A 24,769-nucleotide genomic window follows, 5' to 3' on the forward strand; every position below is an offset into this window, starting at 1 on the left:
AACTATGAGAAACAAGATATTTGTCACCTGTCTCACCTCCCTGTTACTTATCTCTCAGGGATGTAAAAACTGGTTGGATCAACTACCGATCAATACCGTAACGGAAGATCAGGCCTGGAAGACGGGCAGTGATGCCGAAGGAGCCGTAGCCAAGTCATTCGCTATCTTTCGCCGTGCGCTTGCCGGGCTCACCAAGGACGACACCCCCTCCACCACCAGAAACGGCGCCTGGGGTGACTATTATTTCTGGGGCGATGCACGTTCTGGCGACTGGATAACCCCCAATAATGATGGGGATTGGCAAGCCGGATTCAATAACAACCTTATTTCACGTACCCAGCTGGAGCCCATGACCAACTGGAGGCTTTTCTACCGAGCCATTGAGCAAAGCAACCTCGTATTGGAGAACGTCCCCAATATTACTGAAGGATTCACCGCCGAAAGGAAAGCGCAATTACTAGCGGAGGCACATTTTATGCGAGGAATGGCCCACTTTTATGCTGCACGCGTGTGGGGAGATATCCCCATTAACCTGAGTGCTCGGAATGTAACACCGCTTGGCCGGGAACCCCTTAAGGATGTTATGGAGATGGTAGTGGCAGAAGCCGACGAAGCCATTGCCGTACTTCCATGGATGTACTCTGGCACCCGAAAAAAAGTAACCTCACGTGGTACCAAAGGGGCCGCCCTGGCCTTAAAAGCCCATGCCTTAATGTGGCTAAAAGACTACCAGGGAGCTTCTGATGCCCTGAACCAAATCGTAGAAGAAGGTACATTTAGACTGGCTCCTATCGAAGGCTTCCGGGATATGTTCGACACGGGAGAGTCCGAAGAGCTTATTTTTCAGATGTTTTATGATGCCAGTATCGGGGAATTTTCGGATTACTATGGACATATCATGACCTATTACCTGACCAACCCCTATACTTCCAGAAGTAACCTCTCGCTAGCCGTTCCTAGGTCAAAAATTCTAGAAATATATCCAGACTACGCCCGAGACCAATCTGATAAGCGGGTAGCCGAATTTTTCCAAAGCATCGATTTTTCGGTAGGAGAAAACGAGATCAGGCCCATCTTTGCCGATCCTTTGGCCAACGGAGAGCGCCAGATTATGTTTGCTAAATTCAGAAAAGCCAAGGATCGTTCCTACAATTTAATGGATGGTCCGGTACCTATCTTCCGCTATGCCGATATTTTATTGCTAAAGGCGGAAGCCGATGCCCGGCTTGGCAATGTAAACGAAGCCCTGGTCAACCTCAACCTGGTACGCACCCGGGCTGGTATCCCGGCCTTCAATAAGTCTGATCAGCCGCTTTTAATCGAAGAGATCCTAGAGGAGCGGCGCCGGGAACTCATCGGTGAGTATCAGCGCGTATACGACCTGGTACGCCTAGGGCGCCTCCATGAATTCAATCCGGCTATCACCGAGCAGGGGGAAAAAGATGGGGCTGGCTTCTTCCCAGTAAGCGATGAAGCCTTCGCCAATAACCCCAATATGCAGCAAACCTATTACTGGCAGTTTAACCAATAACCCGAAAACAAGCAGTCAAAATGAAGAGATCTATTATCACCATGGTACTTGCCACCGTCCTCTTTTCTTTCGGATGCAGCGACGAGTATTTTACCGATGGGGGCGTGCAGGCCGATCTGACTGGTACCTTAAATGTATCGACTATGGATTATCTGCAGAGTGAACCTGCCAAGTTTGATACCCTCGTTAGCTTAATAAAGTTATGTGGATTAGAAACTGAAATCTCCACGCCAGGAAGTACCTTTTTGGCGCCCCAAGATTATTCCATCCACAATTTTTTTAAGTTACTCTATCCCGACGAAACCAAATGGCCCGCTCTTACCGACCTTTCGGAAGAAGAAAAGAGCGCCATCACTCAAATTCTCAGGAATTATATCATTCCCGATCAAGAGATTGAAAGGTCAGGATTGTCGCCCGCCTATAGCTACGCCACCACACAAGGGGGTAAAACGGCTCGCTTTAACCTGATCCGTACCGACTATATCGGCAATGTCAATATGGGAGCGGCCTTCATCGTTTTCGCACTCGATGTTAGCCCTGAAGGTAGCTCAGTAGAGCGCTTTCAATCCGTAACTGTGGTGACCTCCGGGTTGCGTTCCACCAATGGTATGATCCATATTCTGGATCCCAACACTCACATCTTTGGATTTAATTAAGCAATAGCTATGAAACTTAAAAATACTTTAAAACTTTTCTGGAGCCTCTCTATGACGATAGGCTTTGCCGCCCTTCTCTCAGGGTGTGAAGAAATACCCGCGGAAGGAAGTTTGGCGCCCGACATAGGTTACAAAAACCGGAAGCAATATGCAGTTTCAGGACTCACCCAAAATATCGGAGAATTCCTTACTTCGAGTTCTACGTTGCCTCTAAAGTTTGAAATTGTAAATATCACCGAGACCAACGGTCAGGATATATCCGCATTGAACGAACAACTGCCAGTAGTACGGTATAAGGAAGCCCTGGTAGGCAATGAAAGTGCCGCAGAGCTGGCTCTAAAATCAGAAATTGTTCAGCAGCCTGCCATTTCCATCAACCCCAATACAGGGACGATCGAATTGCTAGAGGGCAATAGAATCCCATCTGGAGAATATCGCTTCGACGTTCAAGTAAGCAATACCTCTGGTAGCAAGGTGCTTAAGGATGCTATTATCATTGAATTCGTGGAGTACCAGGTATCCTCCTGGTCCACCGGAATGAAGTCCACTCCACAGATAGAACGAGTGGCCGATTCGCCCAATCAAATCCTTTTTGTGGGGTATCTGGATGGTGAACAATTACCTGGCAACCGTATCGACTTTACCGAAGAACGGAACCTAGGCTTTAAAGGCACCTTTGTCGACGATAACGAGCAAGGAGAATTGTGGAACGTCAATTTCCCTGTAAAAAATGCAAACACCTATTGTAGCTGGAAAGTGATCACCGACAATAACGGTAAAGAAGAAGTGAGCTATGTAAGCGAAAACTTCGACTTCGTTTTGGGTATACCAGGCAGTTATGTAATTCGACTCTATAAGTAAAAGCATATGAAACATTCTATTAAATACTCCTTCTTAGTCTTGGCCCTTTTTATAGGAGCAGCTGGCCCTGTCCTCGCTCAGGAAAAAGCCAAAAAAATATTAGTTATCGGTGTAGACGGTATTATTAATACTGCCCTGGACTACGCCACGACGCCCGGTGTCGACCATCTGTTGGCTGATGCTTCTTTCAGCATGAGCGGCTATAGCGGCGTACCGGCCTACTCTACCACCGGTTGGGCCACCTTACTGACGGGGGTAGGCCCTCAAAAACATGGGGTAGTAGCCGACAAAACCTTTACAGGACATAAATTTGACGCATATCCATCGGTAATCAACCGGATCAAATCGGTCAATACCACCGACAAAGTCGCCTCCATCGTTCGCAACGAAGGCATCAACACTTTGCTGAACAGCAATGCGGATTACAAATTTCATTTCGATTCCGATGGGGCCGTTTTCGACAAAACGGCAGAGCTACTCCAGCAAGCCGATATCGGCTCCCTGTTCATACAGTTCAGCAGTCCGGCAGAGGTAGGCAAAGAGGTAGGCTACCAGCTGCGCGAGGCACGCTATGTACAGGCCATTCAGCAGATTGACACTTATGTGGAGCAACTGCGCACCGTCCTCACTGCACGCCCTACCTACGCCAACGAAAGCTGGGCGGTCTTCTTGGTGTCGACTCACGGTGGAACCGAGACCGGCATCACCCTCAACAATAGCAGCCAAGAGTTTGATGTACCCATCATATTGTCGGGGGGAGCGTTGGATAAAAAAGAGTTAATCGGAACGGCTATTGATGCCCGTGAAAACAATGACAATATCCTCACTATAGACAAGGCCTCTTCTGGTGATAAGACCTTCGTGAGAGTACCCATAGGCAATACGCCCCTGCAAGGTATGGACAAATTCACCATAGAATTATGGGTGAAAGCGGGCGCTAATTCCAGTGATCCCTCCATCATAGGCGACAAGGACTGGGACTCAGGTGGCAACCCCGGCTTTACGCTGTGCCGTAGCGGAAGCTCTTGGAAGATCAATATTGCCAGCGACAAACGACAACGCTATGACATCGGCTCGGGCAAGACCCTCGAAGATGGAAACTGGCACCATATGTGTGTTACTTTCGATAAAACCAACGAGTGTATCGTTTATCAGGATGGTGAAAAAGTAGCGGAATCGAAGCTTACTTATAAACCAGAAGACGATATGGCTTCGCCTTACGATTATATCTGCTTGGCTCAAGAGGGCACTCAACGCTATGGTGGAGGCGCCCCCAACTGGGCAGGATCCTTCAACGAGGTGAGAATATGGACCGACGTTCTCTCTCCCCAGACCATCAAAAACTATATGTACCAACGCGACATCGAAAGCAGTACACACCCCAACCTGTCTTCTTTGAACCTCTACCTCAAACTCGACGAGGTGCGTGGGACGGTCATTCAGGATCATAGCGGCAAAGGCCACCATGCTGAGTTGGTAGGCCCAGCTTCGGAGCGTCACCCATTATACCCCATCGGGATGACCGACGTGGCCATAAACATTCTTAGTCATTTAGACATCCGTGTGGACGGCACCTGGGGATTAGAAGGCAACTCCCTCAAGTCTAATGTCCCTTTTCGTCTGTTCAAAGTTAAATAACCCACTATTATGCAAGCAAAAATGAATTTTAAAACAAGTTTATTGGCTCTTGTAATGCTGGCGGTCTTAGGACTAAGCGCCTGTAAAGAAGATGCTATAGTAACCACCCTAGACCCCGAGCAACTCGTAGCGGGCAGGCTCGGTGGCACCTGGGCCAAGCCAACCAATATCGTGACACCAGAAGGCGTCCCCTCCGAAGTTTTCGGTGCCATGAGGCTGGTATTAACTACCGACGAACTCGGCAAGCCCTCCGAATTCCTGGGCCAAGACTGCCCTATCATATTTAGCGGGGAAGCCGGAACCTGGGCCGCCACCGGCAGCCAGGACGACGCAAAGGTGATGCTGACAGGCATTACCCCTGTTGACGAGTTTACGGCGAAAGTGAACTCCTCTTCCCTTATCATTTCGTTTCGAATGGGCTGGGAAAACACCGATACTGGAGTTACAGGAGAGGGAGACTTTAGCGTTACCCTCAGCCGCCAATAAACCAAAAGAAAATAATTGATTCACCATACAAGAAGCTTCTAAAGAAAGTCTATATGAATATCTTTAATTATACCTCCCTAAACAGGCTATTCCTGATGGTCCTACTGACCTCCTGCTGCCTACTATCCTGTAAAGAAGAATACGATCATACCCTAGATGTCACCAATCCAGTGGTGGTCAGCTTCAACCCCGTGCTGGGCGTCGAAGAAGTGTCGGTCAATAGCCACTTGGTGTTGACTTTCGATAAAGATGTAAAAAAAGGAGTAGGAAACATTGTCATTACTGGTGAGTCTGCTACCAGGACCATCGATGTCAATTCAGATGCAGTAACCATTGGGGACGATGCTCGTGTTGTTACAATCAATCCTGGAGAACTGGAGTCGGACGAGACTTACACCGTAACGGTCGATCCCGGCGCCCTGACCGACCTACTGGACAATAAGTACATGGGAACCATAGCCGCTACTCCCTGGACCTTTACCACCGCCGGCAATAGTGGTCCGCTTGTAATAGCCCAATCTCCTGCTCAAGGTAGCACTGACGGCTCCTTGTTTAAGCTTCAGCTTACCTTTTTGGCCGAGGTAAAAAAAGGTACCGGTAATGTTGCCGTGTACACTTCCAATAATACCAAGGTGGCCGAATTGTCCATAGCCAGTTCGAATGTTACCGTTCAAGGCAGCATGGTCGTTATCAACTTAAACACCCCACTCGAATTTGCGACAGACTACTATGTAACCATGGACAGCGGTGCGCTGCTAGATGCCGACGACAAAAAGTTCAAAGGATTCAAAGGAAGCACAGGGTGGACATTTACCACTACGAGCGGTAGCGGCAGCGACCTGGCGGTATATTTACCCTTGGACCAAGACCTATCCGACGCAAGTGGAAATAGATTCGACGCCAGCAATGGAAGTACCGCTTCGGCACCCGTAGAATTTACCAATGATCCGATCCGCGGGAAAGTGGCCAACTTCGTGGCCGGTTCATTTGCCGTGTTGCCCAAGCACAGCATGCTACGCCCCTCGCTCACTCAAAACTTTAGCATTAATATCTGGATGAAGCTTAAAGGAATCGGCTCCGACCCTGCACTCTTCTCCAACTCCGACTGGGGTTCAGGAGGGAATCCAGGCCTGGTATTATGTACCGACGGAGGAGCCACTTATACCGGCCCAGGATCTACAGGCAGGGGATGGATCACCAAGGTAGCAGGAGGTGGCAAACGCCTCGACTGGAGGGCCGGTTCAATGACCCCTCAGGCCCCAGCCCTGTCCGACAACGAATGGCATATGGTGACCATAATCTATAACCAAACCATCAAACGCCTGCAGGTATATATTGATGGGGTGGAATACACCCAAGCCGACAATGCCAGTAGCTATGACCTGAGCACGCTGACGGGGCCTCTTTGGGACGAAACCAACGACTATCCATTCACTATTTGGGAAGATGGTACCGGCCAATACAATGCCAACAGCGACACCCGCAAGGCACTGGCTGGGTTCGTCGACGACCTACGTATCTATAACAAGGCGCTTACCCCCGAAGAGATTACCGAATTATTCCAATAATGGGAATCCTATTTTAGGACCATTAAGCTGGCAGGAAGCTACGCCAGCTTAGTGCCAAGAGGCCGACTCCATCACACGACACCACGTCGCTGCTGAGGGTCGGCCTCTCTTTATTGCTACTATTGCCTGGGCTGGCAACGTCACCTAGTGTTTGCCACTTCCTCTGGCTGTCGACCCTCTATAAATTAGCTTGGCATCCAAAACCAAGGTTCTGCTATCTGAGCTACTATCCTGAATTTTATCCATGAGTAGCCTGGCGGCAGCTTCTCCCATTTCCTTGAGTGGCTGCTCAACACTCGACAATTGAGGAAAGACACTCGTAGATAGTTCGGTACCTGAAAAACTACAGATCGCCACCTCCTCCGGAACCCGAATCCCTTGCTCCAAAAGGTAATTCATGGCGCCAATGGCTAAGGTATCTGTAAAGGCAAATATGCTGTCGAAAGCTATTCCCTTTTTCAATAGTTCTTTTACCGCCTCTTTCCCATGACCAAAAGTCGTCCCATGCGTTTTTACCATCAACTCAGGGTCAAATATCCCATGTTTTACCAGAATTCTTTGATATCCCGCAGCACGCTCTGTGGCGTTGCGCACGGTAGGCGGTCCCATCAGATGGACAATTCTTTTACATCCAGTGCTGATCAGATGCTCGGCCATCAGCGAGGCTTGTATATGGTCGTTGACGATCACCTTAGATACATCCAGAGCATTTCCGGGTATTCTGTCGAAAAAGACGATCGGGGTGCCCCTCTCCATGATTTGGGCATATAAGGCCTGGTTATACGTCTCATGGCACAGGTTCAGGATGATACCATCTACATTAAAACGCTCTAGCAGTGTCAGATTGTCCCTTTCCGTGTCAGGACTTTCATCCGAAACCAGGATAATCACCTTATAACCGATATTATTGAGGAAGGCTTGTATCCCTTTCAGTACATTGGCGGAGAAAGGCGTCACCATTTCGGGCACTACCAACCCAATACTTTTCGATTTGCCATATCTCAAATTGAGCGCCGTCGTGTTCGGCTGATAACCCAGCATCTCGGCGGCCTCTAACACCCGTTTCCTCGTTTCAGGATGGATGTTCTTATGGTTAAGTAGCGCCCTGGAGATAGTTGAGGTCGATAGGGAGAGGTGTCGCGACAAGTCTTTTAAAGTGGTTGGTTTCATAGGATCACGCTGTACTATAAAGCTCCTGAATTCTTTGTTTTGTGGGAACGTTCCCAGCTCTTTGGGAACGTTCCCAGCCTTCTATTTTATATTAAAATTACATTATAGCTTATTATTCTTATATGTTCGAGACATCAATCATTAAAAGAATTCTTCGAAGATGAACATAATAGAGAATCGTTACAAGTCTGAAGGGGTAATATCGGGAATTTTACACTTCGGGGTGGGAAACTTCCATAGGGCTCACCAGGCGTACTATGCCAACGAATTGCTTATGCGCCACGACCACCAGGACTGGGGAATCTGCGGGGTGAGTCTGATGAAAACGGACGCGAAGATAATTGAAGGACTCAGAGCACAGAATCTTAATTATACCCTCACCGTATGTGCTAGCAATGGAGACAAGCGCGTGCATCAAATAGGGGCTATCACAGAACTCCTGGTGGGCTATGAAGACCCACAGGCGGTTATTGCAAAAATTGCCTCCAAATCTATTCGGATCATCTCCCTCACCATCACCGAAGGGGGCTATAACCTCGACAAGGAAACGGGAGAATTTATCCTAAACAACGAAAACATAAGTCATGACCTGCAGCACCCGAACACGCCCGCTACCGTATTTGGCTTCGTGGCCGAAGGGTTAAGAGCCCGTATGCGCCAAGGAAATGGGGGAATCACCATTCTTTCCTGCGACAACCTCCAGCATAATGGCCATACCGCCCAAAAGGCTTTTACGTCATTTATACAGGCTCAAGATAGTGAATTGGCCGACTGGATGAGCAGCCATGTTACCTTTCCCAATAGTATGGTAGACCGCATTACACCTTCCACAACCCCGGCCGATATAGAGCGCTTAAACCAAAATAGCGGGATCCAGGACCTTGTTCCCGTTTATTGCGAAGATTTTATTCAATGGGTCATCGAAGACGATTTTGTGGCTGGAAGGCCCGCCTGGGACCTGGTAGGCGTACAGTTTACCGACGATGTAAGCGCTTTCGAAAATATGAAGCTGAGCCTTTTAAATGCCTCCCATACGCTGCTGTCCTACCCTTCCTTTCTAAAAGGCTATCGGGCGGTAGACCAGGCCATGCAAGACCAGGACATCAGGACTTTTGTACAAGAGTTTATGGATAAGGACGTTACCCCTTATGTGCCAGCACCCCCAGATACCGACCTCACCGAATACAAACAAATACTCATCGAACGGTTCTCCAACTCCGCCGTGAGTGACCAGGTGAGCAGGCTCTGTTTCGATGGGATTTCCAAATTCCCCGTTTATATCATGCCCACCCTCGCCCAGATGATCCGCGACGACCAAGACCTGACCAGGATGGCCTTCCTGTTTGCCGTCTATAGGCATTATCTCAAATACCAAGTAGACGATACCGGCCAGGCATTCGTATTTGCCGAACCATGGCTGACCCCCGAAGACCAATTGTTGCTTCACAGTGAAAACCCCGTGGATTTCCTTGGCTTTTCTGCCTTTAAAAGCGTCCAGCTAAAAGCGTCCGATTCCTTTGTCGAAAGCTATCATATCTTTGTCGTTGGCATTAAGGAGCATGGCGTTGCCAAAACCTTGTCCTCCATTCTGTTCCGTTAAGTAGCCCCCAATCAAAAATCTAGATCGATCGTATTATGAAATCCAAAATGAGTAGAAAGCTGTTGCCTTTTATGGTGGTCACCATCATTTATTTCGTCGTGGGCTTTTTAACGACGGTCAATGAGCAACTGCAGGCGCCGCTGAAATTCACTTTTTTGGCCGATGCAGGGAGCCTGAGAAACACCTTCACGACCCTGGTCTCTTTCTTTTTCTTTCTAGGCTATCTGTTTAGTGGAAACATGGCCAGTAGGTGGGTCAATGCCTTGGGCTACAAAAGCACCATCCTTCGGGGCCTTCGGTTTATGATCTGCGGACTATCCATGTATTTATGCTCCGCCCTGCTAGGATACAAATACCCCGAATTGGAGTTTCAAATTGGCGATGCCATCGTGGCCTATGGGTTCGTAGTGTTTATTATGGGCTCCTATCTGATGGGCACCTCGGCGGCCATCATTCAAGTGGTGGTCAACCCGTATGTGGCATCCTACGATTTGCCTGGCACCCAGCCCGTCCAACGACTCAATATCACCACGGCCGTCAATTCAATTGGTACCACTTCGGCACCGTTCTTTGTAACGGTAGTGATGTTCAGCGGTGTTTCTATCGAAAATATCCAGATAGATCAACTGCTGTGGCCCCTGCTGATGCTGATGCTCTGCGTAGCGGCCGTGACGGCCATCACCCACCGACTCGACCTTCCCGACATCGCCAATACCCGGTTTGCTGCCGGCGAAAAACAAGAAAGAAGCATCTGGTCCTTCCGCCATTTTGCCTTGGGGGTACTCGCCATTTTCTGCTATGTGGGCACAGAGGTGGCCATTGGCGCCAATATCAACCTATATGCCTTCGAACTCATGGATACCGGCCACCCCATCACCTTCTTCGGCAGAGAGGATTTCATATTCGGCGGGGTCGACTACGGCATACATGCCTTGCTGTCGACCCTGTATTGGGGAGGATTTCTGGTAGGTCGATTCATTTCCAGCTTCTTTAGCACCATCTCGGGCCGTAGCCAGCTGGTCGTAACGTCGGTGCTGGCTACCATCCTGGCCGTAACGGCCATTGTCACCGAAAACCTTTGGTATTTGGTAGGGATTGGCCTCCTACACAGCACCATGTGGAGCTGTGTATTCTCCCTGGCAACGAAAGGCCTTAACAAATATACTTCCAGGGCCTCCGGAGTCTTTATCTCAGCGGTGTTTGGAGGTGCGGTCTTTACCATTTTACAGGGTGGCCTGGCCGATGCCCTAGGCTCTTGGCGATGGACCTGGACCCTTTCCGTTTTCTGTGAATTGGTGATTCTCTATTACGCCCTATACGGGTCGCGTATTCGGGAAGAGGACATGTTGACCCAACCCAGTGAAGAAACATTAGCCCATGGTTAAACACCCCGGACTCTGGTCCATAACGCCATAACGGTCCTTCAATAGTAGAGCTTCAAGATCATTAATACTTCATAACAAACCCATGGCTAGTATAGCCAAATCGTGCGAATCCTGCGGGCTTCAATGGCTACTTTTGCTATTGAAGTCCGTAGGATTCCTTTTCGTATTTATAGGCCTAGTAGATTTTATTGGGTGTTATTGATCCATTCGGGACAGCATCGAAAGCCTCTAAAGGTCATCAAACTTTCGTTATTCTTTCACAAAAAATAGGCAAATAACAGCAAGTCAAGAAGTTTTGTTGTTCTTAACCACATGAATCCTTGGAACTGACTCTAGCTTAAACAAGGTCATAGCGAATCGTATTCCATTACTGATATTTTACCCAATGGACGGGTAGGTTTTTGTTCCAGAACGGAATATATGTAACAGACCTAATAAAAAATAACCGGATAAACGGCCACTACAAAAAGGAAAAAATAGCTGGAGTAGTAGTAAAAAACTAAAGAAAAAAGTGAGGCTTGGTATTGGAAAGAGAACATATTTTTGGTTCTTGACATGAATTATCTCGATAACCCCTTCTTTCTATTATTTTTCTAATGGTCAGAGCAACACTTAGATACATGTTTACTTCAAAAAAGAAACTGCTAGATCAGTTGAAAAATAAGGCAGGTAAAATAAAAGAAGAGACATTTGATTTTAATAGAATTACCCGCTTTTTCTTACTGAGCGATAAAAATCATCACTATCAGGTTATTTCGGATCGGACCTTTAAAGACCTTGACATGGATGAAATATTTATGTTCTTGGATCGTACGACTTCAAAAGTAGGGCAGCAATTTTTATATCTTGTATTAAGAACCATCCCTGTTCATTATGATAGAACCGAAAAATTTGAAAAAATTATTCAGATCCTGAAAGAAAATCCAAAAATTAAAGCGGAAATTCTATTTGAACTATCCGTATTAAACAACCAAGATGCCTATAATATCCCTTCCATTTTTTTAGAAAACCATACTCCGAAACCAAAGTGGTTTTGGGTGATCCAAACGCTTTCATTAACAAGCATTTTCTCTGTTCTCCTATCGTTTATTTTTCCACAATTTATAATTTTTCTTATTTTCTTACTTGCCGCTAATTTTACAATACATTATTGGAATAAGCTCAATGTCTATAAATATAGCAGCTCCATTCCGCAGTTATTACTACTAAACCAGGCAGCCAAAAAGATTGTTAAACTCCAGGAATCAACATCCGAACAACTCGATATCAGTGAATCTATTAAGGCAATCGATAGTCTTGGTATTCAAATGACCCTTTTTAAACTCGAGGTAAAGCTCCAAAGTGAAATCGGTCAGATCGTGGAGTATATAGTTGAATTAATAAAAGCCTTCTTTCTTATAGAGCCCTTAGTACTCTATAATGTCTTAAAAGAGTTGGATTTAATGAGAGAACATGTACAAAAAGTATATAATTATATCGGGGAAATAGATGTAGCTATGTCTATCGATTTTCTCCGTGAAGATTTGCCATATTTTTGCTTACCAACCATTAGTACTGCCCAAAAACAGATACTGGCCGTAGAGGTTTACCATCCCCTAATTTATCAATTCATTCCGAATTCAATAAGCCTAAACGGCAAATCGGCCTTGTTAACCGGATCGAATATGTCAGGAAAGACGACCTTCATCAGAACGATAGGCATCAATGCGCTAACTGCTCAAACGATTAATACTTGTTTTGCGAAAGAGTTTGTGACTCCCACTTTAAAAATACATACCGCCATCCGTATTGCCGATGATCTTTTAAATAATAAAAGCTATTATTTTGAAGAGGTACTCGCAATAAAAGCTTTAATGGATGAAAGTGCCAATAATCATGGGAATTTATTTCTACTGGATGAGCTATTTAAAGGAACCAATACCGTTGAAAGAATCGCATCTGGAAGTGCCGTTTTAACACACTTAAATGAAGTAAACAACATTGTTTTTGTCGCTACTCATGATTTAGAACTTGCTGAACTATTGAAGGATACGTTTTCTTTGTTTCATTTCACGGAGGTAATCCAAGATGGGACTATTCTGTTTGATTATAAAATCAAATCTGGAAATTTATGTAATACAAATGCCATTAGAATTTTGGAGCTAAATAATTATCCCGTGGAAGTAATAGATGAAGCAATCCGACTGTCAAGTCAGATTTACAAATATAAAATCAAAAGCGACAACTAGCTAATAACGAAATTAATATAGTCCTATTTCTCTGTATCTGGTTATTCTGCCCCCGGAGTAATTTTGCAATATTAATATCCCTAAGTAAACTCACCTTTCCTACTCTTTCACCCTCTCTCCATTCTTGCTTATATATTAATGGTTCTGTATTAGCAAAGGCAAGGTATTTTCCGTACTTAAATATCACAACCACCGCTGTGTAATAAAATTGACGATTAAATGCGCTGGCTATATCAGCTAATTATGAGCAGGTGGACCGCATATTGTTGTCCCTTGGCTTTAATGTTATTCCAAAAAATTACCGTCGTAATCCGATTTTATTTTTTCAATCTCCAATGACTTGTTGCCTCGAATGCCGCATCATCTACCATGCCAACAAAATTAACATCTTCGATAAGTTGAAAAGTGTCTTTTAGTATTTCTTTGGCTGTAGTGGGCTCAACAGTTACATAATTGATAGGCACTTTCAGGTCACTGAAAAAGCCCTTGAGTGCAGGGAGAAAGTCGAGGTGGGAGAACAGTTCTATATTCATTTGTTAAAATTTTTCAGTTCTTTTTCAATGTATTTTTCAAGTTGGGCTTTGCTGGGCAATTGCACGAGGTATTTTTGGACGAAGAATCGCTCATCCATTCCAGCTGTGGCATATTTTACGAAGGCCTGGTCTTTTTCGGCCACCAACAGTATCCCGACCGGCGGGTTGTCACTGGCTTCGCAAACTTCTAGTTTATAATAATTAAGATAGGTATTAAGCTGGCCTATATCGGCATGTTCAAATGCACCAATTTTGAGTTCTAAAAGTACATAACAACACTACACTATTCCTTTAATGCATTCAAGTTCATAAAAAGTACGTTTGAGCGGCTCGTCAAGGGAAAATAGTTGTTCGAAATAGGTGTAAGACAGTTTCGAAATAAGTACTTCTGAAGTTTGTTGACCGGTTGCGATAACTCTTCAATTTTAACTGGTAGTGCGGGTATTTCAGAAATGGTGGTCAGTGCCCCCCGAATTGGATCAAGCAATTGAGGATACAGTATATAAAACTGTCGGTATTTCCGTAGTGCCCTTTCGTCCATCCCTTTTATGTTTATAAGAGCTGTTCCCAGTTCTTTTAAGTCTTGGCAGCCGTTGTGTTGGTCAAAATTTCCCGAACATCTGCATCATCACCGTTAAGGTACATATGATCCTTTCCGGCCAATAGCGATTCGACTAAAGTCGATTTCCCAGATTGGCGAGGACCGAAAAGCAAAATAGCTTTTCCTTTAAAAAGTCGTGGTTCGATCTTGTCGTGAAGCAGTCTCGTTATCCGAAGGACTATTATCCGGTTCGTAGACCAATGCCTCCATTCCTCGAAACCAGATAAATGCCAACGATCCAATGGAGTTATATCGTAAGGCAATATGTTTTGCGAACGCAAAAGGCGATCCAATACATTTATTATTTCATCCCTGCATACGTCCATCTCAGATAAGGAATTCAACCTTTCATAAAGGTCATCTATCTGATATTCAAGAAAATCGCATACCCTGATCACGCAAAACAGATCATTCAGGGAATGCCGGAGGTTTGTGAAAACCTTTATCAATGAGTTTTAAAAGTGGTTTCTAGCCGTTTTGAAAAGCAAAACCGTCGTATTAAAATAAAAGCATAATGATGGTACACATCAATACACTCCTGTGTGCCAATTACGAAAGAACACTTCGGGGATCACAGCACATGTTAGTCCCCACCGCTCTTTATACACCCATCAAATATTATATAAACGTGTTATTCTTTGATGTGACTTATCATATTAAAAATTTCAGCGTAGAAGGTGCCATTCAAATTCATTCAGGTAGATAATAGGGGGCTACTCTTTAGCAACCTTTAATTTGAAGTGGATTGAACCACCTTTTACGGCAGGTTATGCCAAAAATGGGTTAGCTGGCAATGTTTTTAGAATGATGTGCAGCGCTTTATCTTGTGGCCGTAACTGGTAACAAACCGAAGTATCAGCTTCCATATCTGAACACCGGTCAGTCCACTGCTGCCAGGTGATACTTTTTTCATTGAACAGCACTCCGCCCAATTTGTGGCTTACGGCTGCGTTCATCGCATTCAGCTCAAAAATGGTAATCGTTTCCATGGCGTTGTCTGGTTTTACGGTTGAGACGGACTTGTCTGCTGCCGGTCATCTTTACAAAATGACATTTCACAGCAATATTTTATGTTTATAAGGTATCTTACAAACATAAAATAACGAATGGATTCAACTCTAAATATTGTTTGCTAGCCGAATTTGCGTCGATCTCATCTGCCCATTTTAGTAATGCAACCGCTCCGCAACTGCATTACTAAAATGACTCATTCTACTGTTTAATGTAAGGAAAAAAAGAGAACCTGGTTATGTATCGGTTTGCACTTCTGTGATTTGCTTCCTACATTACCAGTCAAACCAAATTAGTTCGAACTTAAATTATTAGATAACAAGACATCAAAATATAGATAGTGTTTCGCTTAAAATTTTCCTGCGTTTGAAAAGTGGAAATTTACGTAAACAGGGAAAGTAGAAGTGAGGCGCCTGCGCGAAAGCGTGGGCGTTCCCTTTGCTTTGTTTACAGGGCTTCGACTCCCTCAGACGCAGGCATGGAAATCAGCCCGCGCTTTTGCTTTTAACCGCTTAATAAGTTTTTGGGACAACTCAAAAATACCGGCGATATGTTTGTATAACCGAATTACTATACATCCAGTATGTTTGTTACTTACGGTTAACAACCAGTCTAATCACTAGTTTAAAGGCTATGGCTACAAAGGTTAAACCGTTGAAAGTTAAATTATTAAACATCAACAGCTAATTATGCCACACATTTCCCTGACCGGAAAGTGCCATTTACTAGGCTCTTTCCTGATTTTGTCAAACCTGTCTGCGAGCCTAGCACAAGAGCGTCTTTACAGACATTTCAATACCCAGAACGTGCGTCTGGCAACCATTAAGAAATTTCCTGAATACTCGGAAAACCTGATTGTATTGGAGAACTCCATTTCCAACTATGCTTCCAGAGGTGATAACGGACAAATTATTCAGGTTCCTGTCGTATTTCACTTTCTGCAAACAGCTTCGCAGAAAATGCCCGATGAAACACAGGTGAACTTCCAGCTTGAAGTCCTCAATAAATACTTTGGTAGTTACACCGCTCCCGAAACCAAGGACTTTCCAAACCCTGATGTCGAAAAGTTTATATCCATGGGTGTCAGTACGGGTATACAATTCTATCTGGGCGAAATACCAGGTGCTTCAGGTGGGATAAACAGCCTGACCGTTGACCGGAAAAACTGGGGGATATCCAACGAGATACAGGATCCTAAGAAAAATGGGGGGTTGCCCGCAGCTGACCCTACAAAAACAATCAATATCTGGATCGGGGAGCTCGATGGCAACAATGCCGGTTATGCACTCTCACCAGGTGCACCTGCTGCTATTGACGGTATCGTGATTGATCCGGATTTCTTTGGCAATGAAAAAGGAACTGCAAAAGCCCCTTATTCGCAAGGGAAAACACTGGTGCACCTGATGGGGACTTACCTGGGGCTTTATGAGCTTTGGGATGAAAAAGAACCCTGTAAGGATGACCTTGTAGAAGATACCCCTTTGCACGATGTACCAAGCAGTACCGTTTCGACCGAAAAAAATACGCGCTATGTATGTTTTTGCCCTGGTACACCCACAGCCATGTATATGAACTTTATGGATAATACCGATGATGCCTCTTTATCCCTGTTCACAGAAGGCCAAAAGAAGCGGATGCGCGCTGTCCTGCTTTCTGACAATCTGAGAAGCGGACTTTTAAAAAAGTAGCCTTCGTTTGTCCTTTTTGCATTTGTTCCTACTTCATTCCCTGGACTAATCTATTACCGGCATGTTTAAGATATTTACCCTTTTCACAAGTATTGTTTTCTTTGCCCTTAGTGCTGTTATAGCACAACCCATCAACACCGCTATCAAGGACGTATCCATGCCTGCTCCCAATGCGGCAAGCCTTGGGAAATATGGGGATATCCCTGTAGGTCATTACACAGGTGTACCTAACATTGGTATGCCTATACATACCATCACAGACGGCCCTTTAAGCTATCCGGTATCACTGAGTTACCACGCCGGGGGAATCAAGGTAGGAGAACCTGTCAGCTGGATTGGACAAGGGTGGAGCCTGTCAGGAAACATGATCAGCCGGACAATTCAGGGAAAAGCAGATGAGAGCTGCGACGGCTATTTTACATCTGGAAGGTTTATTGCAGTGCAGAATGACACCTGTATAGTACCAGCGGCCCCTTATACTTATGTTACTCTTCAAAATGGGAATACGGATGCAGAGCCCGATATCTTTTCTTTTTCAGTGGGTGGTTGCAGCGGCAAATTCTATATCGAAGCCGATATGACCAATGACAATGTAGTCAATGGAAAAGTAGTACTGATCCCTAAGCAGGATGTCAGGGTTACCTATGAAACATCAGGATCCTGCGGGACTTTGCAATTAAAGAAATTTACGGTCACGACCCCAGACGGCGTACGGTACGAATTCGGCAATATTGACAATGATGCCAATAATAAAGGTATTGATATACAGCAATTCGATGAAATAGTCGGCTCCACGGTTTCGGCATGGCAACTGAGAAGAATCTCATCCGCCGATGGTAATTATAGCATCAACCTGGACTATGTGCAGGAAAAATACCGCTATCAGCACAAGGCAAGCGGTAGCAGTGCCTCTACCCTATTACCCTTTCCAACAACCACACCATCTGGCTCTTATTACTACCATGTAACCGATGTTTTAGGCTGGCGGCTATCTTCCATTACAAATGGTGGAGCTACCAACACCGTTACCTTTCTGGCCGCAACGGCCACTCGGGAAGACCTGAGCGTGTCTCCCTGGAATGTTGGCAGTTCTCCCCAGCCCCCGAAAGCACTCGCAAGTATCCAGGTCCAGTCCGGAACGTTGTGCAAAAAATATGACCTGGCCCAATCCTATTATGAAGATACCACCGCCGACAAGAGCGGTACCACTGCGGATAAAAGGCTCAAATTGACATTGGTACAAGAAAAATCCTGCGACGGGACAGTAACGGCCAACCCCTATACATTCCAATACCATGAACTGGCGGGAAATACGTCTTTTCTTCCTAACAGGATGTCTTCTGGCATTGATCATTGGGGTTTCTATAATGGTGCTGTTACCAACCCGCATTCAGGCCTTAATATCCCTCTTACCAAATTGCCAACCTATACAGTCGGCGGATATAATGTGCATCCCGTAAAAGGGGGTGCGAACCGGGAAACCAATGAAGCCATGATGATGCTTGGAACCCTGCGCAGCATATCCTGGCCCACCGGTGGCTTGACTTCATTCGAATACCAGGCCAATACTGTGTATGGCAATAAAGATGTCCTTACTTTTACCGACATGGGAACAATGACCAGAGCACCCGGTGGCTGTTCGGTCTACCTGGTCGCGGCCGGCTCATTTAATATTGCAACCCAAACAGCCACGGAAATCGGCAATTTGTACTATCAGTGGATTAAAAACCCGCCACCACCACAGCCCAGTACTTGTTCCGAAGGAACTCACCTGGACATTCGCCTGATCAATGCGACAACCAGCGTCGTACTTGCCACAGTTTCTACCTCTCTTCTTTCAACCCAGACTACCCAAACGGCGGAAGGGATATTAACCGAATTGTTCAGTGGCGTGACCATACCTGCCGGCACTCCTTTACGATTTGAAATTTGGGGCAAAAACATGACGGGCTCCTTTACACTTAGAAAATTAACAACCACAACTACATCTGAAAATTACGCCGTCGGTGGTCTGAGGATTAAAAAGGTAACCAGCAATGATGGGACCACAACAGGACAGGATGTAATCAAATCCTATTCATATGCCAAAGCAGTAATACCGGGTCAATCCAGTGCAATCTTGTATGCAAAACCTATATATGGATATGTTTTCCAAGGGTGTATTGGTTCCTGTAATGGGATTCGGACAGGCTCCGGCGCCTGCCCCGGAAATGCCAGCCAGTTGCTGCAGACCCATTTCTTTTTTGAGACGTCTGTGGTACCGCTTGGATCATTTGAAGGTTACCACATCGGCTACTCTGCCGTGCAGGAGTATTTTAATGGTTCCAATTCGGGCTATTACAATTTATACCAATATTACAATGATCCCGTGCAAGCATTCAACGGCATCCCGTTGGTGCCGGTCCAGCCCCGTATCGGTTCGGGAGAAATGGAATCCAAAGCCATGCGGAATACTTTCGGCGGGGATGTTTCCTACGACATTTATGAAAAGAAACCCGAGACCCCGCAAGCCAGTCTGGGTGTATATGTGAAATTCAATACTTACTTAATCAATGGTGATCCGGGTGGCACACCCATCACTTTCTGGAAAAAATACCCGGTTTTGACTAGTCCATTCCGTTATCAGAACGTCACTTCGTATCGTGACGGGCAAATCACGGCTATCGCAAAACAGTATAACGGTACAAACCACCTGCAGGTAACCAAGGAAACCCTCTCCAACTCCGATGGGAAGGTCACCGAAACCGAATACAAGTATTCGTTTGGCCTGCCGGGTTTACCTGCCGCGCAGCTTACAAAATTCATTGACTTAAACCTGCTCGTACCGTTAGAAACAGCTGTGAAGGTAGGCGGTACCATAGTCAATGGAAATAAAACCGAATATGGTTTCTTTGATAATACTTCGGGTAATTTTTTAAGCACCACTGCGTCAGCTACCACCAATTTCATCCGTCCTTACCAGTTCAAAAGCTACGAAGGTGCTGGGTGGGTGCAGAAAGGACAGATAGACAGCTACCACGGAACGGGCACCAGCACCGGGCGCGCCGGGCTTCCAAAGCAATTTACCAAAACGGGCTGGCTGGCCGAAACATACGAATGGACCAGTGCCGGGCTGATCAAGCAGCGCAAATTCAAGGATTTCCTGTGGAAATATGAATACCTCACAGGAACCAATATGGTCAGCAAAGTCACCAACCCGGACGGCCAGTTTACCGAATATACATATGACAAGCTCCTGCGCCTGGACGAAGCCAAAGCCCGTGCCAGTAACGTGAAAACAAAATATACCTACACCTTTCCTGTTGTGAACGCTTCGGGGGTCATTACCTCCTTTGGCAATGTAAAAAGCACAACTACTTTTACCGCTACCGCCGGAAGCAGCCTGGCCACACAGGAAACCTTCCAGTATGTCGACGGGCTCGGCCGTGGTATAGAAACCGTGCACAAAGGCAAAACACCGTCCGATACCGACCAGGTGATCGCCACCGCTTACGACAACCAGGGCAGGGTAAGCAAAAGTTTTGAGGCTTTCGCCGGTACGGCCAATACAGGTGCTTACCAGGCACCGGGTACCAATGCCCACACCCTTACTGAATACGAACCCAACCCGCTCAACCGGATCTGGAAAGTAACACCACCTGTCTGGGCGGCCACCACCAACACCTATGCTGCCAACACCAGCGGTGATGCGGTGCTCAATTACAATTTCGCAACAGGTGCATCTACCACCTTTGGTGCAAACCTGTTGACCAAAACCACCACCACCGACGGAAACGGCAACAAGTCCATCACTTTCACCGACAAAAAGGGGCGGATGCTGCTTAGCCGCAAGGCCAACGGTGCTGAAAGCAGTAAATCGGATACCTATTATGTCTATGACGACAAAGACCGCCTCGTACGGGTGCTGCCGCCGGGCGCAACCTGGTCAGATACCGAGCTGGTGTTTACCTACCAATACACCAACAATGACCTGATCAGCCAGAAAAAAGTACCGGGCAAAGCTTATGAGGCTTTTGAGTACAACAGCCGCGATTTGCCTGTAAGGTACCAGGACCCGATCCTGCGCGCCAATTCAAACCGCTGGATGGGAAGCAAATACGATGATTATGGACGCCTCAGCCAAAAGGGCGTATACGGCTCCGGGACTGGTGACGGCATTGTGCTCTCCAACAAGATCATCGAAAACATATACAGCACTGCCACCACAGGCATAGAAACAGACAAGCTCAAAACCAGCAAGGTACAGGCCTTCACCGTGGCCGATCCCGTGGTAACGCCCGCAGCTGCCAATGCTGTGCTGCAGACCACCTTTAATTACGATACCTACGGGCGGGTGAGCTCCACTACGGGCAATAACCATACCAATGTTGCCAGCACTTCGGCCGAAAGTGTGACGTACGGCTATGACCATGGCGACAACATCCTGTCCGAAACCCGAACCAGTGTGCACAGCGGGGGCACCACCAGTATCACCAACACCCGTTTGTTTGATGCCTGGGGACGCCTCACCCAAACCAGCCAGAGCATCAACGGGGCTTCGGCAACGGTGATCAGCCGGTTGGCTTATACGGCCAAAGACCAGCTCGCAAACAAAAAGCTGGGACCAGGTACCAATGGTTTGCAACAGGTAGACTACGCCTACCTGACCAACGGTCTGCTTAGCTCCATCAACGGAACCGCGGCGTTGAGCGGTAGCACGTTCCCTGTCAGCAACATGCTCACCAATTTCAGCACGCCTACCTTCGCTGCCACCACTGACGATCTGTTCCGGCAAACGCTTGAATACAATACCCTCACCACTGGGTTGAGCGGTACGGCGCAAAACAGCGGCAACATCGGGCAGATGATCTGGCAGGTAAAGGGCAGGGCTGCACAGGCTTATGGATTTACCTACGATTACCTGGACAGGCTCACCAGTGCAAAATACAGCAGCTATACCAACACCGGTACCATTAATACGGCAGATTACTACGGCGAAGCCCAAACCTTTGATGTTCGGGGTAACATCACCTCCATCACCCGAAAGGGCATGGTGAAGGGTACTGCCAATTATACCAATGCCACCATTGACGGCCAGACGTTGACCATACCCGCCGGTGGAAACCTGACCTCCCAGAGTATAGGTGTAAACAGCATCCCGCCAACGCGCGTTAATATGGATGCACCGCACAACCATTTGAATTTGCCTTCCAAGTTCGACTTCGGCACGAGCAATGTGATTGAGCTGCTTTATGATGGCTTGGGAAATAAACTACGTAAAACCGTAAAAACAGCCGGAACAACAACTTTAACCCAGGATTACCTCGACGGTATCGAACTTAAAAACAATACCGTGGAAGCGGTTTACAATGAAGAAGGAAGGGCGTTTAACAATGGCGGAACCTTCCGGTACGAGTATGTGCTGCGTGATCACCTGGGCAATACAAGAGTTGTTTTTTCTGATAAGAATAATTCAGGAAGTATTGACAATACTGAGATACTTTCTGAAACACACTACTACCCTTTCGGGAAAAGTTTTGACGGGGCTTGGTATAGCGATGCCACCGCTGAGAAATACCGTTATCTTTATAACGGCAAGGAATTAAGCGAAGAATTCAGCCTTAATTTTTATGATTATGGGGCAAGGTGGCTGGATCCGAGCATGGAGAGTTGGTGGGAGGTGGATGGGTTGAGCGAGAAATACTATTCATTATCTCCATATGCTTATGTGGCGAATAATGTAATTAATGCCTTTGATCCAGATGGGAAACGAATTTTTTGGGTCGGAGGAGCAGGTAATGATCAAATAGGATGGAATTATACAAACTCCTGGAAAAAAGCAATGACCGAAGGAGGAATAAATGGATTTACAAGACTCAATGTATCTCATGATGATCCTATTGCTCTAAAAAATGGAGGGACTCCCTGGGGAGACATTATGTTTACAGCTTTAAGAAGAAGCCAATCTTACGATTTGGCAGCTACTTATAATGAAAATGATCCATTAGGAAGTAATCGTGGTATTTATACGAAACAAGTTCCAATTGAAGATTCACAAGTCAATAACGCTTATAACGGAATAATACAAAATATTCAAAACAGCCCATTGAGAGTAGGAGAGCAGTTAAATTTAATCGGTTATAGCTATGGAAGTGTTCTTCAAGCTCATGTGGCATTGAAGTTGGCGAATTCCGGACATAAAATTGATAATTTGGTTTTAGTTGGAAGTCCAATATCCAATGATTCTGAGCTCTATAAGACTCTAATTAGCCAGAAAAATATTGGGAAAGTAATAAGATACGATATCCCTGGCGACAAATTAAGTAATCCAAAATCATTGCTTGATTTTATCCAAGGAGGGCGCCAAAACGGTGACCCAAATAATATCGGAGCAGGATCACATTTCGATTTAGCACGGCCTGGAATCAGCACATACGAAAGAGTAAGAAATGTGGTTGTTGAATGGTTAAAACAACAAGGAGTCAAATAACTTTTAACTATGAATAAAATAGCATTAAGGGTAGCAATTATATTTTTTGTTTTCTATGGAATAACTTCAACAATTGGATCTATATTCTTAGTGAGTTGGGGGGGGAATAGCAAATTTAAACAAATACTCCTCTTTTTCGAATCATTTCCTATTGATTGGAATCGGCTGATAGTAGATTATTCTACATGGTTCTTGTTATTGAATATCCTTTTTTGGTCTTCCATTGTTTATATATTATGTATTGTTATATTAAAATTTACCACCACCTCAAATACAAAAAATAATAAGTGAAGAGTTCGGCCTTAATTTTAATGATTATGGAGCAAAGTGGCTCGATCCGGGAATGGAAAGTTGGTGGGAGATAGATCCATTATCGGAGAAATACTTCAGTACTTCCCCATACAACTATGTGCATAATAACCCGATTAATGCACGAGACCCCGATGGACGCATTGTAGTTTTTATAAATGGACAGAAAAGTACAACGCAAGGTCTTCCGCAGTACTGGGAAGGGTTTGATCAGGGAGTTATGACACATTTTAACGACGGAAAAGCCCAGTACTACGATGGATCAATCGGTGGATGGGCAAGTACTTTTGGAGGTGGCGTATTTACCGGTATGGGCAATAATATCTCTGCTAGCAACCGGTATAGAGCAGGCAAGGAAAAGGGCTATGAAGATGCCGCTGGACTTATAGCCGACTTAGCGAGAGATGATAAAGGTAACATAACAGAAACGATTAAGATCATCACGCATAGCATGGGTGGAGTTTATGGAAGTGGTTTTATAGGAGGTTTGAAAAAATTCCTGAAAGAAAATCCGGAATTGAATAAACAAGTGAAGATAAGTCTGATTGCCCACTTTGATCCGTTTCAGGGAGGTAGTATCATAGCTGATCCCAATGTATTTACCATGCAGTTTATGCATAAATTCGGAATCACACAGGACGGTAAAAAGCGAAATGAAAGTGATTCCTTTTGGTGGTTGGCTAATGAAAAAGGTAAAGGGATTAAATCAGAAGTTTATTATAGAAAGCCCAAATGAAGCTGCTCACGGTATTTCAACGTTTTTTAATGATATTAGAAATTTGAAGCAAGGTAACTACACATGGAGTGGGAGTGCCTGGATTTGTAACACTTGCAACTAATATGCTCTATGCAAAATCAGGTATGGCTTGTTATACTTATGATTATGGGAAGTTGTTCCCAGTCGCAGAATCAATCGATGGATACACCCGATAAGTTCAAATGCATATTCTGTTCTATACTGACCCCCTTCTGGTGATACTGACCCCTCTATAAATAGTTTTGGAGCGTAGACTCCAATGGTCTGACAATTTTACA

At 45.6% G+C, this 24,769-nt stretch carries 16 protein-coding genes and 1 pseudogene; 12 read left to right on the forward strand and 5 right to left on the reverse strand.

The features are described 5' to 3' along the window. Positions 1–4 precede the first annotated feature (4 nt). The 6 genes from CLV98_RS16635 to CLV98_RS16660 are packed head-to-tail and all read left to right on the forward strand — an operon-like array spanning position 5 to position 6,740. Positions 5–1,531 (forward strand): RagB/SusD family nutrient uptake outer membrane protein, encoded by a 1,527-nt coding sequence (locus tag CLV98_RS16635; RefSeq protein ID WP_109675954.1) that lies wholly within the window; start codon positions 5–7, stop codon positions 1,529–1,531. Between the two features lie 20 nt (positions 1,532–1,551). Continuing rightward, the gene (locus CLV98_RS16640; protein WP_109675956.1) at positions 1,552–2,187 is read left to right on the forward strand and encodes a fasciclin domain-containing protein; all 636 of its coding nucleotides are present in this window, start codon (positions 1,552–1,554) and stop codon (positions 2,185–2,187) included. A gap of 9 nt (positions 2,188–2,196) precedes the next feature. Beyond that, entirely contained in the window at positions 2,197–3,048 is an 852-nt protein-coding gene (locus CLV98_RS16645; RefSeq protein WP_109675958.1) for a DUF5007 domain-containing protein, read from the forward strand. A gap of 6 nt (positions 3,049–3,054) precedes the next feature. Next, the gene (locus CLV98_RS16650) at positions 3,055–4,686 is read left to right on the forward strand and encodes a LamG-like jellyroll fold domain-containing protein (RefSeq protein ID WP_109675960.1); all 1,632 of its coding nucleotides are present in this window, start codon (positions 3,055–3,057) and stop codon (positions 4,684–4,686) included. A gap of 21 nt (positions 4,687–4,707) precedes the next feature. Further along, positions 4,708–5,172, forward strand: coding sequence for a hypothetical protein (locus CLV98_RS16655; protein ID WP_146202300.1), 465 nt, complete (start codon positions 4,708–4,710; stop codon positions 5,170–5,172). Between the two features lie 53 nt (positions 5,173–5,225). Further along, complete coding sequence (locus tag CLV98_RS16660) at positions 5,226–6,740, forward strand: Ig-like domain-containing protein (RefSeq protein ID WP_109675964.1); 1,515 nt, start codon at positions 5,226–5,228, stop codon at positions 6,738–6,740. Between the two features lie 144 nt (positions 6,741–6,884). Here the strand turns inward: CLV98_RS16660 and CLV98_RS16665 are convergent, their stop codons facing one another. Beyond that, positions 6,885–7,910 carry a LacI family DNA-binding transcriptional regulator gene (locus CLV98_RS16665; RefSeq protein ID WP_109675965.1) on the reverse strand — a complete coding sequence of 342 codons (1,026 nt, stop codon included), beginning with the start codon at positions 7,908–7,910 and terminating at the stop codon, positions 6,885–6,887. Positions 7,911–8,070: 160 nt separating this feature from the next. Between CLV98_RS16665 and CLV98_RS16670 the strand changes: the two genes are divergently transcribed. From CLV98_RS16670 to CLV98_RS16680, 3 genes are all read left to right on the forward strand, one after another. Beyond that, a complete protein-coding gene (locus CLV98_RS16670; protein ID WP_109675967.1) occupies positions 8,071–9,510 on the forward strand; it encodes a mannitol dehydrogenase family protein in 1,440 nt (479 codons plus the stop codon). 35 nt (positions 9,511–9,545) lie between these two features. Continuing rightward, positions 9,546–10,895: an MFS transporter gene (locus tag CLV98_RS16675; protein WP_109675969.1), complete on the forward strand. Its 1,350-nt coding sequence runs from the start codon at positions 9,546–9,548 to the stop codon at positions 10,893–10,895. Between the two features lie 620 nt (positions 10,896–11,515). Further along, complete coding sequence (locus tag CLV98_RS16680; RefSeq protein WP_109675972.1) at positions 11,516–13,123, forward strand: MutS-related protein; 1,608 nt, start codon at positions 11,516–11,518, stop codon at positions 13,121–13,123. A gap of 317 nt (positions 13,124–13,440) precedes the next feature. Here the strand turns inward: CLV98_RS16680 and CLV98_RS16685 are convergent, their stop codons facing one another. From CLV98_RS16685 to CLV98_RS16700, 4 genes and pseudogenes are all read right to left on the reverse strand, one after another. Then, positions 13,441–13,656 carry a hypothetical protein gene (locus tag CLV98_RS16685; protein ID WP_109675974.1) on the reverse strand — a complete coding sequence of 72 codons (216 nt, stop codon included), beginning with the start codon at positions 13,654–13,656 and terminating at the stop codon, positions 13,441–13,443. Next, positions 13,653–13,919, reverse strand: a pseudogene (locus CLV98_RS24200) (PDDEXK nuclease domain-containing protein); the annotation flags it as partial. The pseudogene CLV98_RS24200 and the gene CLV98_RS16685, both read right to left, overlap by 4 nt. A 313-nt stretch (positions 13,920–14,232) precedes the next feature. Then, complete coding sequence (locus CLV98_RS24205) at positions 14,233–14,583, reverse strand: AAA family ATPase (RefSeq protein ID WP_374755194.1); 351 nt, start codon at positions 14,581–14,583, stop codon at positions 14,233–14,235. A gap of 441 nt (positions 14,584–15,024) precedes the next feature. Next, positions 15,025–15,246, reverse strand: a complete 222-nt coding sequence (locus CLV98_RS16700; RefSeq protein WP_146202301.1) for a hypothetical protein — start codon at positions 15,244–15,246, stop codon at positions 15,025–15,027. A gap of 711 nt (positions 15,247–15,957) precedes the next feature. Between CLV98_RS16700 and CLV98_RS16705 the strand changes: the two genes are divergently transcribed. The 3 genes from CLV98_RS16705 (at position 15,958) to CLV98_RS16715 (ending at position 24,470) form a co-directional block, all read left to right on the forward strand. Next, the gene (locus CLV98_RS16705; RefSeq protein WP_109675980.1) at positions 15,958–16,956 is read left to right on the forward strand and encodes a M43 family zinc metalloprotease; all 999 of its coding nucleotides are present in this window, start codon (positions 15,958–15,960) and stop codon (positions 16,954–16,956) included. Positions 16,957–17,017: 61 nt separating this feature from the next. Next, positions 17,018–23,425 (forward strand): RHS repeat domain-containing protein, encoded by a 6,408-nt coding sequence (locus tag CLV98_RS16710; protein WP_109675982.1) that lies wholly within the window; start codon positions 17,018–17,020, stop codon positions 23,423–23,425. A 283-nt stretch (positions 23,426–23,708) separates the two neighbouring features. Further along, the gene (locus CLV98_RS16715) at positions 23,709–24,470 is read left to right on the forward strand and encodes an RHS repeat-associated core domain-containing protein (protein WP_262512156.1); all 762 of its coding nucleotides are present in this window, start codon (positions 23,709–23,711) and stop codon (positions 24,468–24,470) included. Positions 24,471–24,769 lie beyond the last annotated feature (299 nt).

The organism is Dyadobacter jejuensis (genome assembly GCF_003149085.1).
Lineage (GTDB): Bacteria > Bacteroidota > Bacteroidia > Cytophagales > Spirosomataceae > Dyadobacter > Dyadobacter jejuensis.

Coding starts and splice junctions, on each gene's coding strand:
- CLV98_RS16635 (WP_109675954.1), top strand. CDS start 5: ATGAGAAACAAGATATTTGTCACCTGTCTCACCTCCCTGTTACTTATC.
- CLV98_RS16640 (WP_109675956.1), top strand. CDS start 1,552: ATGAAGAGATCTATTATCACCATGGTACTTGCCACCGTCCTCTTTTCT.
- CLV98_RS16645 (WP_109675958.1), top strand. CDS start 2,197: ATGAAACTTAAAAATACTTTAAAACTTTTCTGGAGCCTCTCTATGACG.
- CLV98_RS16650 (WP_109675960.1), top strand. CDS start 3,055: ATGAAACATTCTATTAAATACTCCTTCTTAGTCTTGGCCCTTTTTATA.
- CLV98_RS16655 (WP_146202300.1), top strand. CDS start 4,708: ATGAATTTTAAAACAAGTTTATTGGCTCTTGTAATGCTGGCGGTCTTA.
- CLV98_RS16660 (WP_109675964.1), top strand. CDS start 5,226: ATGAATATCTTTAATTATACCTCCCTAAACAGGCTATTCCTGATGGTC.
- CLV98_RS16665 (WP_109675965.1), bottom strand. CDS start 7,910: ATGAAACCAACCACTTTAAAAGACTTGTCGCGACACCTCTCCCTATCG.
- CLV98_RS16670 (WP_109675967.1), top strand. CDS start 8,071: ATGAACATAATAGAGAATCGTTACAAGTCTGAAGGGGTAATATCGGGA.
- CLV98_RS16675 (WP_109675969.1), top strand. CDS start 9,546: ATGAAATCCAAAATGAGTAGAAAGCTGTTGCCTTTTATGGTGGTCACC.
- CLV98_RS16680 (WP_109675972.1), top strand. CDS start 11,516: ATGTTTACTTCAAAAAAGAAACTGCTAGATCAGTTGAAAAATAAGGCA.
- CLV98_RS16685 (WP_109675974.1), bottom strand. CDS start 13,656: ATGAATATAGAACTGTTCTCCCACCTCGACTTTCTCCCTGCACTCAAG.
- CLV98_RS24205 (WP_374755194.1), bottom strand. CDS start 14,583: ATGGACGTATGCAGGGATGAAATAATAAATGTATTGGATCGCCTTTTG.
- CLV98_RS16700 (WP_146202301.1), bottom strand. CDS start 15,246: ATGGAAACGATTACCATTTTTGAGCTGAATGCGATGAACGCAGCCGTA.
- CLV98_RS16705 (WP_109675980.1), top strand. CDS start 15,958: ATGCCACACATTTCCCTGACCGGAAAGTGCCATTTACTAGGCTCTTTC.
- CLV98_RS16710 (WP_109675982.1), top strand. CDS start 17,018: ATGTTTAAGATATTTACCCTTTTCACAAGTATTGTTTTCTTTGCCCTT.